This is a genomic window from Aeromonas sp. 30P, from assembly GCF_051919805.1.
Taxonomy (GTDB): Bacteria; Pseudomonadota; Gammaproteobacteria; order Enterobacterales; family Aeromonadaceae; genus Aeromonas; species Aeromonas veronii.
This window is the reverse complement of the sequence record NZ_JBQBEA010000001.1, coordinates 515,001-530,577: the sequence shown is the minus strand read 5'-3', so window position 1 is coordinate 530,577 and position 15,577 is coordinate 515,001. Positions and strand designations below refer to the sequence as shown.

The following is a 15,577-nucleotide window of genomic DNA, read 5'->3' as shown; positions in this document are numbered from 1 at the left end:
TGCGGCTCACATTTTACCCAGCAGATTATGCTGTGCTCATTAGTGGCGTGACATCACACTTCTGGATGATAAATGTGTTAATGCCGACTTTTAACAAACTTGAATGCAACCTTAACCAATTCGATCTGTCATAACCTCACAACAACTAAAAAAACGTCTGTGGACAGACGTTTAGAGTCTCATTCAGGAACAAACATGACAAATCTAAAACAGCGACTCGGCCCGTTCTGGCCCTTCGCCGTCTTCTGCGCGCTCGCGCTTTTTTCTCTCTCTTTCAGCCGAATCGCCCTCGGTCTCTGGCAACTGGAACGGGTGGATGCCGTGGCCGGTTGGCAGGAGATGCTGCGGCAAGGGATCCGGGTCGACTTTGCAACCCTCTGCTGGGTCTGGGGTGTCCCCGCCATGCTCACTCTGCTGCTGGCAGGCCCCCATGCCATCGGCCGGGGCTGGCTGCAACTGATGCGCGTCTGGCTGACCGTCGGACTCTGGCTGATGCTGTTCCTCGAGATCTCCACCCCCTCGTTTGTCACCGAGTATGGCGTGCGCCCCAACCGCCTCTATGTGGGGTACCTCATCTATCCGAAAGAGGTATTCGCCATGCTGTGGGCGGGGCGCAAAGCCGAGCTGCTGCTAGCGGTACTCTTCAGTGGCGCCGTGCTGGCTGGTGGCTGGTGGCTGAGCGGCCGACTGGTGCGTGGCCTCAGCTTCCCCCGCGCGTATCTGCGTCCGGCCTTCGCCCTGCTCATTCTGGCCATAGGTTTTCTCGGTGCCCGCTCCAGTCTCGGCCACCGCGCCCTGAACCCGGCCATGGTCGCCTTTGCCGAGGATCCGCTGGTCAACTCGCTCACCGTCAACTCCGCCTACTCCCTATTCTTTGCCATCAAACAGATGGGCGCCGAGGAGGATGCTGGCCAGTTTTACGGTGAGATGACCCCTCAGAAGGTGCTCGAAGTAATGCGCAAGGAGAGTGGCCGTCCGGCCAGTGATTTCAACTCCGATCTGCTGCCCAGCCAGACCTTCAACGAGGCGAGCTTCCAGGGTAAACCGAAGAATCTGGTGATCCTGCTGCAGGAGAGCCTGGGTGCCCAGTTTGTCGGCTCCCTCGGCGGCCTGCCGCTCACCCCCAACATCGATGCCCTATCGCAGCAGGGCTGGGCCTTCGAGCAGCTCTACGCCACCGGCACCCGCTCGGTGCGCGGCATCGAGGCGGTACTGACCGGCTTCACACCGACCCCGGCACAGGCGGTGGTCAAACTCGGCAAGAGCCAGACCAACTTCTTTACCATCGCGGATCTGCTCAAACAGCGGGGCTACGACACCAGCTTTATTTACGGCGGCGAGAGTCACTTCGACAACATGCGCAGCTTTTTCCTCGGCAACGGCTTCACCACCATCGTCGAGCAGAAGGATTTCGACAATCCGGTGTTCAAGGGCTCATGGGGCGCCTCCGACGAGGATCTGATGGCCAAGGCCGACGAGACCTTCAAGGCGCTGCACAAGGAGGGTAAGCCCTTCTTCAGTCTGGTGTTCAGCTCCAGCAACCACGATCCGTTCGAATTCCCGGACAACCGCATCGAACTCTTCGAGCAACCCAAGCAGACCCGCAACAACGCGGCCAAGTATGCGGATTACGCCATCGGCGAATTCTTCAAGAGGGCGAAACAGTCCGAATACTGGAAGGATACCCTGTTCCTGGTGATCGCCGATCACGACAGCCGGGTCGGTGGCGCCAGTCTGGTGCCCGTCCCCCGCTTCCATATTCCGGGGGTTATCGTGGGCGACGGCATAGTGCCGAGAAAAGATCCGCGCATCGTCAGCCAGATCGACATGGCGCCTACCCTGCTCTCCCTGATGGGGATCAGTGCCGACTACCCCATGCTCGGCAAGGATCTGACGCGCATGCCCGCCGACTGGCCGGGGCGCGCCATCATGCAGTACGACAAGAACTTCGCCCTGATGCGCGGCAAGGATGTGGTGATCCTGCAACCGGAGCGGGCGGCAGAGGGCTATGTCTACGACAATGCCAGCGAGAAGCTAACTCTGGCGGCGCAGCCGGACGCCTTGAAGGAGGATGCCCTCGGTCTTGCCCTGTGGGGCAGCATGGCCTATCAGAAGAGTCTCTATCAGACGGCCAAGGATGAACGCACCGCCGCCAATTGAGCCACCCGTGCAAGTTCAATCGATAGCAGAATGGACAAAACCGCCAGCTGGCGGTTTTTCCATCTATTCATACTGTCGGCCCACTGGCCATTATGGCTGGGGAAAGCAGGGCAGGGAGCGGCTGAACTTGTGCTCGAACACCAGCGAAGTTTCGAGGTGCACCACCTCTTCGCGGGAGGTGAAGTGATCGAAGACAAAGTTGCGCAGGTGCTCGGTGTCGGAGACACACAGGTGCACCAGAAAATCATCCTTGCCGCCCATGTGGAACAGACTGATCACTTCGGGCAGCGCCAGAATGGCATCGCGGAAGGCATCGATGATCTGACGGCTGTGACGGGCCAACTGCAGGGAGACCATGGCCTGAATGTGACCACCGAGGGCCTGATAATCCACTTCGCAGTGCGCCCCTTGAGCACGCCATCCTGCTGCAGCTTGCGCACCCGCTCCAGACAGGTGGAGGGGGCAACGCCCACCAGCGCGGCCAGATCCTTGTTGGTCATGCCCGCATCCCGAAACAGATGGGCCAGGATATCCAAATCCAGTTGATCCAGGTTTCTCATCTTAACTCCTTGAACCGCTCAATTTTTTAGACTCTGCCCGTAAACCGGGGCAAACACAACGGCCATTGACATCCCCCCTGCCCCGCCTATCCTTGGCGCCATTCACCGGTCGCAGCCCTGCGGCCACCACGCGAGGATCCGCCATGCACCCGTATCACCCTTTCTGGAGCCTTGAGGTTCCCCGTGTCGATGGTCAGCTGCTGCTGACCCCCTGCCCCGGCACCCAGCAGGTGCCGCTGACCCTGGCGCTCGATCAACTGCGGCTGGCCGGTGCCCACGGGGTGGTGACCCTGATGACAAGCGCCGAGTTGATCCGACTCGAACTGGCGCAGCTCGGCCAACAGGTCGAGCACGAAGGGATGCGCTGGTTCCATCTGCCCATCGAGGATGATCTGGCCCCCGACACCGACTTCGAGGCGGCCTGGCAACAGGCGCTGCCACAGCTGCGCGAGCTGCTGGGAGATGGCAAACATCTGGTCATCCACTGCAAAGGGGGCAGCGGTCGTACCGGTCTGGTCGCCGCCGCGCTGCTGATGACCCTCGGCCAGCCACAGCAAGAGGCGATGGCCGCCATCAAGGCCCACAGACCCAAGGCGTTTACCCTGGCCTGCCACCGCCAATGGCTCGACCAGCTGGCCAAGAGGCTGGCGCAGGGCGACTGACTATTTGCCTCCCTGGTCGTAGGTAAAGACTTTGCCGATATCTTCCACCCGATAGCTGGTGAGCTGATAGACGTAGTAGTTGAGCCAGTTGGCAAACAGCAGATGACCGTGGCTGCGCCAGCTGGCGCGCGGGGTCTTGCCCGGATCATTATTCGGGTAGTAGTTGACCGGAATGGCCGGGTCGAGCCCTGCCGCCAGATCCCGCTGATACTCCCCGTCCAGCGTCAGGGCATCGTACTCCGGGTGCCCGGTGACAAACACCTGACGACAATCCTTGGTCGCCGCCAGATAGACTCCCGCCTCTTCTGACTCGGCAAAAATCTGCAAGTCGGTCTGGGCACGGATCAGATCGCCATCAAACGCCGCGTAACGGGAGTGCGGGGCGACAAACTCGTCATCGAAACCGCGCAGCAGCGGCTCGTGCTCATCGAGGCGATGGTGGCGGTAAACCCCGGAGAGCTTCTCGCCGTGGGTCTGCTTCTCCATACCATACAAGGCTTTCAGCGCCGCCTGCACCGCCCAGCAGAGGAACAGGGTGGAGGTGACATGCTGATGGGACCACTCGATGATCTCGACGATGCGCGGCCAGTAGACCACCTCCTCGAACTCCACCAGCCCGAGCGGCGCCCCTGTGATGATCATGCCGTCGTAGTTATTGCCACGCACCTGTTCGAAGTCGTGATAGAAGTTCTCCAGATGGGCCTGAGGCGTGTTCTTTGACTCCCTGTCATCGATGCGCAGCAGATCCACATCCACCTGCAGCGGCGAGTTGGAGAGCATCCGCATCAGCTGGATCTCGGTCTCAATCTTCTTTGGCATCAGGTTGAGGATGAGCACCCGCAGCGGACGGATGTTCTGGGTGACGGCCCGGGATTCCGTCATCACGAAGATGTTCTCCTGCCCCAGCACTTCGGCGGCAGGTAACTGATCCGGGATCTTGATCGGCATGCTTACTCCCTGTACTGCATCAGTAAATATGTCTGGACATCCAGAAGCCTATAATAAAGCTCCTGCCCTGTCATCAGATACCTTTTGTATTCACCCCCGCCTTTGACTAGCATACGGCTCAGTGTGTCTCCTGCTTCCAAGATAATGACCGGTATCAAGATTTCCGTAGATCGACTGCAAGTCGGCAACTATGTCTCCCTGCCACTGGGGTGGCGCGAACACCCGTTCCTGTTTTCCAGCTTCAAGATCAAAAGTGAAGAAGAGATCGAGCTGATCCGCCGTCTCGGCCTGAAACTGGTCACCATCATTCCCGACAAGAGCGACGTTCCGCCCAAGCCTCTCAATCAGGTACAGCCTCAGCAACAAGAGAGCGCAGACGCCGCCCAGCGTCAGGCCCAGATGCAGCAGGAGAAGGATCGCCGCATCGAGCAGTTGCAACTCTATCGCCGCAACCTGCAGCAATGCGAGAAGCAGTTCCAGCAGTCGCTGGCGCAGGTGCGCAGCGTGATGAGCAAGATCCAGTCCCGCCCCCTCAATGCCATCGGCGAGGCGCAGGAACTGGTCAACGCCATGACCGAGCAACTGCTCTCGGTGGACGAGATGGTGCTTCATCTGGTCTCCGACAGCGAGGATGGCAACAACCTCTACTTCCACTCCCTCAATGTGAGCGTGCTCAGCATGCTGCTGGCCAAGGAGTGCTGCATGACGGCCGACGAGATCCGTCAGGTCGGCATGGGGGCGCTGTTCCACGATATCGGCAAGTTGAAGATCCCGAGCCAAATCCTGCGCAAGACCGAGCCGCTGACCAAACCGGAGCAGAACCTGATGGCCCAGCACCCGCGCTACGGGCTGGATCTGCTCAATCTGGCCAAGGATTTCCCGGCCGAGGCGAAGGGGATCGTGCTCCATCACCACGAATATCTCGATGGCAGCGGGCCGGAAGGGCTCAAGGGTGGCCAGCTCGATCCGCTGACCCAGATGGTGTCACTGATCAACGAGTACGATAACCTCTGCCACATGCAGGCCAAGGTGCCCTACTCGGCCCTGAGCGGCCTCTACAAGCAGCGCAAGGCGCAGTTCAATCCGGAGTACCTCAGCATGCTGATCCGGTTGATGGGGATCTATCCCCCCGGTAGCGTGGTGCAACTCTCCAACGGTCAGGTGGGGCTGGTGATGTCGGTCAACGCTTCCCGCCTGCTCTACCCCTCGGTGCTGGTCTACGATCCGCGCATTCCCCGTCAGGAAGCGGCCATCATCGACCTGCAGCAAGCCGAACTGTCGATCGCCAAGGTGATCCACCCCAAACGGCTGCCGCCCGCCGTGTTCGAGTACCTCAATCCGCGTACCCGGATCAGCTACTACTTCGAGCACAACAAAGCCTGATTGTGTTGGCCCGAGGCCAACCGTTGCCACCCGTTTAATCCAAGGAGCCAGCCATGCGTATCGAGATCATCAGTACCGGAGACGAAATAGTGACGGGTCTGGTGGTGGATACCAACGCGGCCTGGCTCAGCGCTCTGCTGCTGGAGCAGGGCTGGCAGGTGCGCCGTCGCCTGACGGTAGGGGACAACCTCACCGACCTGAAAACGGTGCTGCAAGAGAGTGCCAGCCGCGCCGAGGTGGTGCTGGTGTGTGGCGGGCTCGGGCCCACCGCCGACGACCTCACCGCTCAGGCGGCAGCCGAGGCCTTTGACCAACCGCTCACCCTCTTCCCCGACTGGCTCGCCACCATCACGGCTCGCTACGCCAGCCGTGGCCGCTCCATGGCACAAAGCAATGCCAAACAGGCCTGGTTGCCGCAGGGGTGCGAGCTCCTCGACAACCCGGTCGGCACCGCCTGCGGTTTTGTGGTGCGAAGTGGCCAGAGCCAGCTCTTCTTCACCCCGGGCGTACCGTTCGAGTTCAAGCAGATGGTACGCGAGCAAATTCTGCCGCGCCTCAAACAACTGGCCGGGGCACAGATCGATACCGAGCTGCGTCGCTTTTACACCTTCGGTGTCTCGGAGTCGGCGCTCAGCGATATGCTGGATGCCGAACCCTGGCCAGCCGGCATCGAGCTGGGTTACCGCTCCTCCATGCCCCTTATCGAGCTGAAACTGATCGGCCACGGCGCCAGTGCCGCTGACATGGAGAGTGCCGAACGCCGACTGCTGGATACGATCCGCCCCTGGCTGGTTGGCAGCGGAGATACGGAACCGGCGCAGCAGATCCTCGCGCTGCTGCAAGGCAAACCGCTGGCTCTGCTGGAGGGAGATAGTGGCGGCGCCCTGCTGGCGCTTTGTCACGGCCATACCCGGCTGGAGGCCAACTTCAGTACGCAACTGGCCGATGAGCTGGCACAACTGCCTACAGCCGATGCGGGCCTGCAACTGACCATAGGGCGAAAAGGGCCGGAGGGGGTACCACTGCTGCTCAGCGCCGATGGCATGCACATCGGTCAGACGGTCAAGGTCAGCCACCCCGACCCGGAGAGTCGCCGCAAGATCCTCGCCTTTGCCGCCCTCGACATGCTGCGCCGCCATATGCTGGGTGAGCCGGTGCTTGGCGATTACCTCACCCTGGCCAGAACAGCCCAGCGCAGCTGATAAGAACCGCCATTCCCCTGCCAGCGCCCCTATGTCGCTGGCGCTACGATCCGTCTTTTCACTCCGTTTCCAAACAGCGCCCACATTTATCTGGCCGCCATCACCGATTTGACTTCAATTCATTGACCATTCAGAGGAAATATCTGAATACTGCCCACTCTCAGGGTTGGCGACTCGCTTTATTAATCATTGAGAGATTAAATGACAGTAGAGGAGCGAGCCGATCGTTCCGTTCTCATCCAGCAAGGAGATGCGGTGTTAAGCAAAGAGTGGTTGCTGCTATCAAGCGATATGGAACTGGTCTGCCTGCGGATTGCCGCCGGTCTCACCAAACCTGTCACGGAACAGGATGTGCAGGCTCTGCTGCTCGCTTCCAACTGTCGCCGCTATCAGCCGCTGCCCGAGGGGATCAAACAGGCTATCAGCCTGCTTAATACCCTGCTCACCAACCCTGCCGCCCCCGTCCCCGCCAACCCCATCCCTGTCGGCAAGCGTCAGGATGCCCGACTCGCCGTAATAGTGGAGAAGGATCGCATGAGCGCCATCGCCCAGATCACTGCCGACTGGGGGGGCAAGTATGTGACGCTGGAACAGCTGAAAGAGGCGATCGCCATCAGCGAAATCAAACAGGGGGTGAGTGAGCAACTGCTCACCGCTGCCATCCAGTCAGCCAAGGAAGCCGCCCCCGGCAGTCAGCTCAAGCTGGTGATTGCCAATGGCCAGCCAGCCGTCAATGGTCAGGACACTCGCTATGAGCGGCTGGTGGAGACCCCGGCTGAACGGATCCTCAAACCGCAGGAGCTGGGTCATGGCAAAGTCGACCTGCGGGATCTCGGCTCCATCGTCACCGTCAAGGCAGGCGCTGCGCTGATGCGCCGTCATCCGGCCACCGTCGGGGTGCCCGGTTTTACCGTAACCGGTCAGGATCTGCCCGCTAAAGATGGCAAAGACAGTCCGATGAGTGCTGGTGAGGGCACCTTCATCTCCCCCGACGATCCCGACCTGCTGATTGCCGGTCGGGCGGGCCTGCCCTGTCAGGAGAAAGCGGGCATGAAAGTGGACGAGGTGCTCAGCGTCAAACAGGTGGATGCCCGCCACGGCCACATTGATTTTGAAGGGGGCTTAATCGTCAGCGGCGACGTCAACCCGGGCATGAAGATCCGGGTCAGCGGTGATATCGTGATTGGCGGCTTTATCGAAGGGGGCTGGATCGAGGCGGGGGGCAGCATCACGGTACGCCACGGCATCATTGGCCGCCGCAACGAGCAGGGGGAGTACCTTTGCCAGCTCAATGCACAAGGGGAAATCCACGCCAGCTACGCCCAGTATGCCCAGCTGGAAGCGGGGGGGGATATCCAGATCCAGAGCCAGCTCAGCCACTGCTACTCCCGCAGCGGACAAGATATCAAGGTAGGCGATAGCAACATGCGCAAAGGCACTCTGCTGGGGGGCACCAGCATTGCCAATCGCCTGATCATGGCGCCCAGCCTGGGGGCCGAGGCCGCCAACCATACCCGGCTGCAGATCCTTGGCGGCTACTTCACCCACAAGGAGCAGGAACACCAGCTCAAGCTGCGCCAGCAGGCGTGTCAGGCCCAGCTGGAGAAAATCAAGGAGCTGGTCATGAAGTTGCTGCAACTGCCCGGCGACAAGCGCAATCCGGATACCCTGCGCAAGCTCAAACCGATCCGGGACCATCAGCTGGCCGAACTGGCCCAGCTCGATGAGCAGCTCACCGCCAACCAGGAGGAGCTGCGAAACTTGATGGCTCAGATGGAGGTCATTGCCACCCAGCACCTCTACTCCGGCATCGAGGTCGAGATGGCCAGCTTCAAACGCAAGGTTACCATCACCCGAGGCCCTACCCGCCTGACTATCCATGATGAAACCCTGGAGATGACCCCTTACGAGGGACACAAATAGCTCAACCGGCACGGCCCCATCGCTGAACCGGCCGTGATCCCGAGGCCGATTTTCGCTACACTCGCCACTTCCTTGGCCCCACCGGGCGGGCCACCCAGACTCAGGTAGTGAGAGATGTACAAGCTGATCGCATTGGATATGGATGGCACCCTGCTCAACCCGCAGGGCCAGATTACTCCCCGCACCCACGCCGCCATCAGCGCCGCGCGCGCCAAAGGGGTAACCGTTGTGCTGGCCTCCGGCCGCCCGCTGGAAGGGATGAGCCGCTATCTGGAAGAGCTCGGCCTCACCACAGAGCATGACTACGTCATCTGCTACAACGGCGCTCTGGTGCAACAGGTGGCCGATCAGCGCATCATCCGCAGCCAGCTGCTGACCGGCAGTGACGCCAGCGCCGTCGCCAAACTGGCTGATGAGCTGGAAGTGAACGTCCATGGTTTCTCGGTCACCCAGGGCCTCATCAGTCCCCGTGTCAGCACCTACACCGAGCACGAATCCCGCCTGATCGGCATGCCGATCAATCTGATCGACTTCGCCACCCTGCCTGCCGACGAGCAGATCATGAAGGTGATGATGATCGACGAGCCGCCCCAGCTCTCCCGCGCCATCGAGCGACTGCCTGCAGAGCTCTATGAGCGCTATACCGTGGTACAGAGCGCCCCCTTCTTCCTCGAGTTCATGAACAAGCAGAGCAACAAGGGAGCCGGCGTGGCCGCACTGGCCGAGCATCTTGGCCTGACCGCCGATCAGGTGATCTGCGTCGGGGATGCGGGCAACGATCGCCATATGATCGAGTACGCAGGCCTCGGGGTTGCGATGGGCAATGCCACCGACGAGATCAAGGCGCTCGCCCAGCACACCACTGCCCGCAACAATGAAGATGGCGTGGCTCAGGTGATCGAGCAGTTCGTACTGAATGCCTGATCGCAATCGAGCGTCACTGCGTCCCATAAGGAAATAAAAACAGGGAGGCTGTCAGCCTCCCCGTTTTTTCTCTGGTTAGTTATCTGCGTTATGAGCGGTAATTCGTGCGCATCACTGGTTCGCCAGACACTGGGTATGGGAACCCGGTTGCAGGTAAGGCGTCAGCAGGGGAGCCATCCCCTTGAGCACCTGCACCGGCAACGCCGAGGTGAAACGGAACTTGTCAGACTGGCTACCCGGTACATAGGCGGTCAGGGTACCGAAGTGATCCTCACCCAGATAGAAAACGAAGGTCGCGGTGCGGTTGCGCGCCAGTGAGCTGGTCACGTTGCCATAACGACCCACGGTTTCAATCCGGTTATCCCCGGTTCCGGTCTTGCCCCCCATCTGCAGCACAGTGCCATCCGGCAGGGTAAAGGCGCCGGCGATACGTCTTGCCGTGCCCCCTTCAACCACCTTGGAGAGCGCACTGCGCAGGGCGGCCGCCACCTCTGCTGGCATCACCCGGGTACCCTCGGTGTGCTGCGGCTCAAACTCGGTCTCGAAGGGCGTCCCCTTGGCGAACGAGAGGTGCTCGATACGCAGGGTTGGCGAGCGGACACCGCCATTCTGAATAATCCCCATCAGCTCGGCCAGTGCAGCCGGACGGTCACCGGAGCTGCCCAAGGCAGTCGCCAGCGAAGGCACCAGATGGTCGAACGGATAACCGAGCTTGGCCCAGCGCTGATGGATATCGAGGAAGGCTTCAACCTCCAGCATGGTGCGGATCCGGCTGTCACGGGCACTGCGATGACGGGTCTTGAACAGCCAGCTGTAAACCTCTTGCCGCTCGTCACGACTGGCCGCCACCGCGTCGGCAAAGGTCGCCTTGTCGAACTCCTTGAGATAGGCCAGCAGCCACAGCTCCAGCGGGTGAACCCGGGCGATGTAGCCCTGATCCGGCAGTGAATACTTGCCCGGGCCATAGCTCACATAGAGCTGATTGATCCGTTTCGCACTCAGCTTCTCGCGCGGCAACCGCTCCGCCAGGAAGGCAGCAAATGCGGCTTCGCTGGCTTCCGGCATCAGGTAGCGGTGAACCGCCGCCAGACGTACCGCACTCGGCTTGAGACCGTCGAGGAAGGTATCGAGCTGCTCCTCGGGAGTCTTGCCGCGATATTTGCGCCAGAAGCGCAGCAGATAGGTCTGGCCCTCTTTGTCGGCAAATTTGGCCAGATACTCCTGACGACGGGGATCCTTGTCATCCTTGAGCAACTGGGCACGGTTGCCCTCCTTGTAGAGGCTGTAGCGCACGATATCGCGCATCAGCCGCACAAAGGGCAAGTTAATCGACTCACGCAGAGAGTCACGCAACGTCGGAATACGATTGTTATCCTCGCGGCGGAAGTTGTTGAAGGTGTGCATGCCGCCACCGGTAAAGAACCCTTCGTTGGGGCTGGCGGAGTATTTGCGATCCAGCGCCGCTTCCAGCATCACAGGCAGGCTCTTGTCCTGAGCCGTCATCAGATAGGAGATGGCCCAGCGGCTGAGGTTGTCCTGAGAGACAGCAGCCAGCTTGCGCAGATTCTCGACCGGCATCCCGGCATAGTTGTCGTGCAGCTCGGCCACAATCTCCAGATAGGTAGTCAGCACCCGCAACTTGGCGGTTGAGCCCAACTCCAGCTTGGAGCCTTCGTTGATATCGAACGGCTGATCGGTGTTGTCGGTCTGCACCCGCACCTTGAACCCTTCCGGCGACTTCTCGAACAGGGTGAAGCTGTAGCGCACATCGCCGGTCTTCTCCGGCGAGAGCAGACGCTCACCAAACAGTCCCACCTGAGCGGCAAACGTCGGGTCGGCCAGCTGTTGCAGATAACGGGAGATTTCGTTCTGCAACGGCATATTGAGGCTGGTATCGGCGGTCAGATCCATCCGGTCGAGGTCATAGAGCTGCACCCCGAGCTGACGGCTCAGGCGAGTACGGGCAACCTGCAACCCCTTGTTATTGTTCACCCGGGTGATAGCCGGGGACTGCAGGAAGTCACGGAACGTAATCTTGGCCTTGAGCGCTGCCTCCATCAGAGGTGGCGTTATCATCCCCTCCTGCACAAACAGGCGCAGGTAGCTGTCGGTCAGGGTAGCCAGCGCCTCTCGCCCCTGAGCCAGATAGTAAGAGGGACGGCGGTGCGCAATCATCAGCGAGACCACCTGACGCAGGGCAAGCCCCTGTTCGGCCAGCGGCGCATTCTGGTTGCGGGCGGGGTCCAGCAGACGGTTCACGTCATCGACATTGGCACCAAACCAGACCCAGAGACCATCTCCCAGACCATGCACTTCACCATATCCCGGCGCAGCCGAGAGCGGTACCGAGTTGAGGTAGGCCCAGGCGACCAGTTTACGCGCTTCGAGGGTTTCCGGCCCGAGACGATAAGCCCGCACGCTGGCAGAGGCCATCTGACGGATCTTCTCGGTCGGCGACAGGGTCAGGCCATCCGGCGAGTGGCGATACTTCTCCACCTGGGTCGCCAGGGTACTGCCACCGGCAGATTGATCCTGCATATCGAGCGCCTTGCCCACTTGAGAGAGCGCGGCCTTGGCAAAACGGGGCCAGTCGACCGCCGGGTTGGCCAACGGCTCTTCGTTGCTCAGCAAGTCGCGGTTCTCGATAAACAGCAGCGACTGGATGACGAGCGGCGGAATGGAATCAAAATCCGGATAGTGATGGGTCGGATACTTGAATTGATAGAAGGGCTCGGCGCGGCAATCGTGCAGCGTCAAACCGGCCTGCACCTTCTCGGTATAGGGCACGAAGAAGCCACGACTGGCGTAGTCATAGAGTGCGTCGGAGAAATGTACCTGCTTGCTGACTTCATAGCCCCGCTGCAGCAGGCGCTCCTGCATCATCGGCAGTTGCACATAGCCGAGCCGCTTGTCGAACGGGCCATCCTCAGGGAAAGCGATCTGCTTGCTCTGACCAGGTTCGACCTGATAGGTGAGCTTGGCGGCATAGCGGGAAATCTCCTGAGATTGCAGCTTCGAGGTTTTCATCTCATAGCCAACCAGAGCGATCACCGCCCCCAGGCACAATAAAAAGAGAAAACAGAACAGCCAACGCCACCAGGGACGACGCTTGCGCTTTGGGTTCCCGTCCGAGGTCTGGACAGATGAATCTTGAGATGCCACTTGTGTCAAATCCGTCTGTTCTGATGCGCCCATATCAGCCCCACCATGGTTGCGCAATTTATTGTGTTTCACTCAAGCTTAGTCTTTTCAAGTCAATGGCTTGAAACTATTGACCGCTTTGTAGTGATGGTAACAGGGCAATTCTAAAAAGGGGAGCCGATTGTTGCAGGAGTGGCAGAGATCCGAGCTGATAACAAAACACCGGCCTGTGGCCGGTGTCTCTTAAGCGAAAGCTGAATGCTTATTTGTGAGAGCTCATGCCCTTCAATTTGGTGCTCAGCTCTTTACGCTCTTTGGAGAGCTCGGCGTTCTTGATGATGTGGTCATCCACGCGCTCTTCATAGTCGGCACGCATGTTGGCGATGATCGCCTGTACATCATCAATACTCATGCCCGGCTTGATGTAGTCGCTCAGGTTGTCGAGCAGCAGTACGCGCTTCTGGTTGTCACGGATCTTCTTCTCGTTATCCGCAATTTCACGCTTGAGTTTGTTCTGGCGACGGGACATACGCACATATTCCAGTACATCGCTGAAGGTGGACTTGTTTACTTGTTCCATATCGATACCACTGACTTAAGGTTGATAAAAACTGGCCAAGTTACACCTGGAACCCGGCAAACCCAGCGCGGGACAGGCAAACTCAAGATGCCCTTACTCTACCGAGTTATAAGCGAGATACAACCCTAATCGCGCGCCATGAACAGAGTTTGGCCAAAAGTAAACCAGTTAATATGGCCAGTAATCCATCAGATAAGAGCTTGATATGGATATAAAATGGAGGAGATGACAGGCTTTTTAGTTCTCTTCCTGCAGATAAATGCTAACACTGGCTGCTTAACACGCTAAAAACATCAAAGCCCGGTCATGAGACTGGGCTTTGTGTTGGTTCTGGTGTGCAAATATAGGGGGAGGCTCTGGGCAAATCGCCCATAGCAAAAAGGCCTTCCCATTAGGGAAGGCCTTCAAATTAGTGGCGGAGCGGACGGGACTCGAACCCGCGACCCCCGGCGTGACAGGCCGGTATTCTAACCGACTGAACTACCGCTCCGCATTCGGTTAGCTTTCGCTAAATCTTTTGCTGCTTCTTCTGAGGTGTCATCCTCGCAGCCGGCTATGTGTTTTCACATCACCGTTTAATTGGGTGCCTGGCAGTGTCCTACTCTCGCATGGCGAATGCCACACTACCATCGGCGCTACCGCGTTTCACTTCTGAGTTCGGCATGGGATCAGGTGGTTCCACGGCGCTATGGCCGCCAGGCAAATTCTTAATCTAGAAAGCTGATGTGAATAACGATTTGCCTGTTGGCTTCGCTATCACTGAATTAGTTGGTAGTTCGCTTGGTATTTGCTACAAGGCTCGAAACACTTCTTGGGTGTTGTATGGTTAAGCCTCACGGGTAATTAGTATGGGTTAGCTCAACACGTCACTGCGCTTACACACCCCACCTATCAACGTTGTGGTCTCCAACGGCCCTTTAGGACCCTCAAGGGGTCAGGGATGACTCATCTCAGGGCTCGCTTCCCGCTTAGATGCTTTCAGCGGTTATCGATTCCGAACTTAGCTACCGGGCAGTGCCACTGGCGTGACAACCCGAACACCAGAGGTTCGTTCACTCCGGTCCTCTCGTACTAGGAGCAACTCCCTTCAATCATCCAACGCCCACGGCAGATAGGGACCGAACTGTCTCACGACGTTCTGAACCCAGCTCGCGTACCACTTTAAATGGCGAACAGCCATACCCTTGGGACCGACTTCAGCCCCAGGATGTGATGAGCCGACATCGAGGTGCCAAACACCGCCGTCGATATGAACTCTTGGGCGGTATCAGCCTGTTATCCCCGGAGTACCTTTTATCCGTTGAGCGATGGCCCTTCCATTCAGAACCACCGGATCACTATGACCTACTTTCGTACCTGCTCGACCTGTCCGTCTCGCAGTTAAGCTGGCTTATGCCATTGCACTAACCTCCTGATGTCCGACCAGGATTAGCCAACCTTCGTGCTCCTCCGTTACTCTTTGGGAGGAGACCGCCCCAGTCAAACTACCCACCAGGCACTGTCCGCGAGCCCGATTCAGGGCCCTGCGTTAGAACATCAAACATACAAGGGTGGTATTTCAAGGACGGCTCCAGCGCAACTGGCGTCACGCCTTCAAAGCCTCCCACCTATCCTACACATGTAGGTTCAATGTTCAGTGCCAAGCTGTAGTAAAGGTTCACGGGGTCTTTCCGTCTAGCCGCGGGTACACCGCATCTTCACGGCGAATTCGATTTCACTGAGTCTCGGGTGGAGACAGCATGGCCATGGTTACACCATTCGTGCAGGTCGGAACTTACCCGACAAGGAATTTCGCTACCTTAGGACCGTTATAGTTACGGCCGCCGTTTACCGGGGCTTCGATCAAGAGCTTCGCTTGCGCTAACCCCATCAATTAACCTTCCGGCACCGGGCAGGTGTCACACCCTATACGTCCACTTTCGTGTTTGCAGAGTGCTGTGTTTTTGATAAACAGTCCCAGCCATCTGGTCACTGCGACTCCCAACTGCTCCATCCGCGAGGGACTTCACTGTCAAGAGCGAACCTTCTCCCGAAGTTACGGTTCTATTTTGCCTAGTTCCTTCACCCGAGTTCTCTCAAGCGCCTTGGTATTCT

General features: G+C 59.0%; 9 protein-coding genes, 1 tRNA gene, 2 rRNA genes and 1 pseudogene (1 of these 13 running past the window's edge). 6 read left to right on the top strand and 7 right to left on the bottom strand.

The features are described from left to right. Nucleotides 1–195: 195 nt before the first annotated feature. Nucleotides 196–2,160: an LTA synthase family protein gene (locus ACTG2B_RS02580; protein ID WP_439995151.1), complete on the top strand. Its 1,965-nt coding sequence runs from the start codon at nt 196–198 to the stop codon at nt 2,158–2,160. A 90-nt stretch (nt 2,161–2,250) separates the two neighbouring features. Here ACTG2B_RS02580 and ACTG2B_RS02575 read toward each other — a convergent pair. Then, a pseudogene (locus ACTG2B_RS02575) lies at nt 2,251–2,720 on the bottom strand (Lrp/AsnC family transcriptional regulator). A 143-nt stretch (nt 2,721–2,863) separates the two neighbouring features. Between ACTG2B_RS02575 and ACTG2B_RS02570 the strand changes: the two are divergent. Further along, nucleotides 2,864–3,382: a cyclin-dependent kinase inhibitor 3 family protein gene (locus ACTG2B_RS02570; protein WP_005354972.1), complete on the top strand. Its 519-nt coding sequence runs from the start codon at nt 2,864–2,866 to the stop codon at nt 3,380–3,382. On the opposite strand, the gene metA is transcribed toward ACTG2B_RS02570, so the two are convergent. Then, complete coding sequence (gene metA, locus ACTG2B_RS02565) at nt 3,383–4,330, bottom strand: homoserine O-acetyltransferase MetA (RefSeq protein WP_019446225.1); 948 nt, start codon at nt 4,328–4,330, stop codon at nt 3,383–3,385. 144 nt (nt 4,331–4,474) lie between these two features. Between metA and ACTG2B_RS02560 the strand changes: the two genes are divergently transcribed. From ACTG2B_RS02560 to yidA, 4 genes are all read left to right on the top strand, one after another. Further along, complete coding sequence (locus tag ACTG2B_RS02560; RefSeq protein ID WP_005336014.1) at nt 4,475–5,713, top strand: HD-GYP domain-containing protein; 1,239 nt, start codon at nt 4,475–4,477, stop codon at nt 5,711–5,713. Between the two features lie 53 nt (nt 5,714–5,766). Further along, on the top strand, nt 5,767–6,915 hold the full coding sequence (locus ACTG2B_RS02555) for a competence/damage-inducible protein A (protein ID WP_439995149.1): 1,149 nt from the start codon (nt 5,767–5,769) through the stop codon (nt 6,913–6,915). Between the two features lie 255 nt (nt 6,916–7,170). Beyond that, the gene (locus tag ACTG2B_RS02550) at nt 7,171–8,838 is read left to right on the top strand and encodes a DUF342 domain-containing protein (protein ID WP_047436634.1); all 1,668 of its coding nucleotides are present in this window, start codon (nt 7,171–7,173) and stop codon (nt 8,836–8,838) included. Between the two features lie 114 nt (nt 8,839–8,952). Then, nucleotides 8,953–9,762: a sugar-phosphatase gene (yidA, locus tag ACTG2B_RS02545; protein ID WP_439995148.1), complete on the top strand. Its 810-nt coding sequence runs from the start codon at nt 8,953–8,955 to the stop codon at nt 9,760–9,762. 111 nt (nt 9,763–9,873) lie between these two features. Here the strand turns inward: yidA and ACTG2B_RS02540 are convergent, their stop codons facing one another. The 5 genes from ACTG2B_RS02540 to ACTG2B_RS02520 form a co-directional block, all read right to left on the bottom strand. Then, on the bottom strand, nt 9,874–12,957 hold the full coding sequence (locus tag ACTG2B_RS02540; RefSeq protein ID WP_236350870.1) for a transglycosylase domain-containing protein: 3,084 nt from the start codon (nt 12,955–12,957) through the stop codon (nt 9,874–9,876). Nucleotides 12,958–13,165: 208 nt separating this feature from the next. Continuing rightward, the gene (tmaR, locus tag ACTG2B_RS02535; protein WP_005336024.1) at nt 13,166–13,483 is read right to left on the bottom strand and encodes a PTS system regulator TmaR; all 318 of its coding nucleotides are present in this window, start codon (nt 13,481–13,483) and stop codon (nt 13,166–13,168) included. Between the two features lie 413 nt (nt 13,484–13,896). Further along, a tRNA-Asp gene (locus tag ACTG2B_RS02530) sits at nt 13,897–13,973 on the bottom strand. Between the two features lie 95 nt (nt 13,974–14,068). Next, nucleotides 14,069–14,183, bottom strand: a 5S ribosomal RNA gene (rrf, locus tag ACTG2B_RS02525). Between the two features lie 122 nt (nt 14,184–14,305). Then, nucleotides 14,306–15,577 (bottom strand): 23S ribosomal RNA (locus ACTG2B_RS02520); it runs 1,620 nt beyond the window's last position.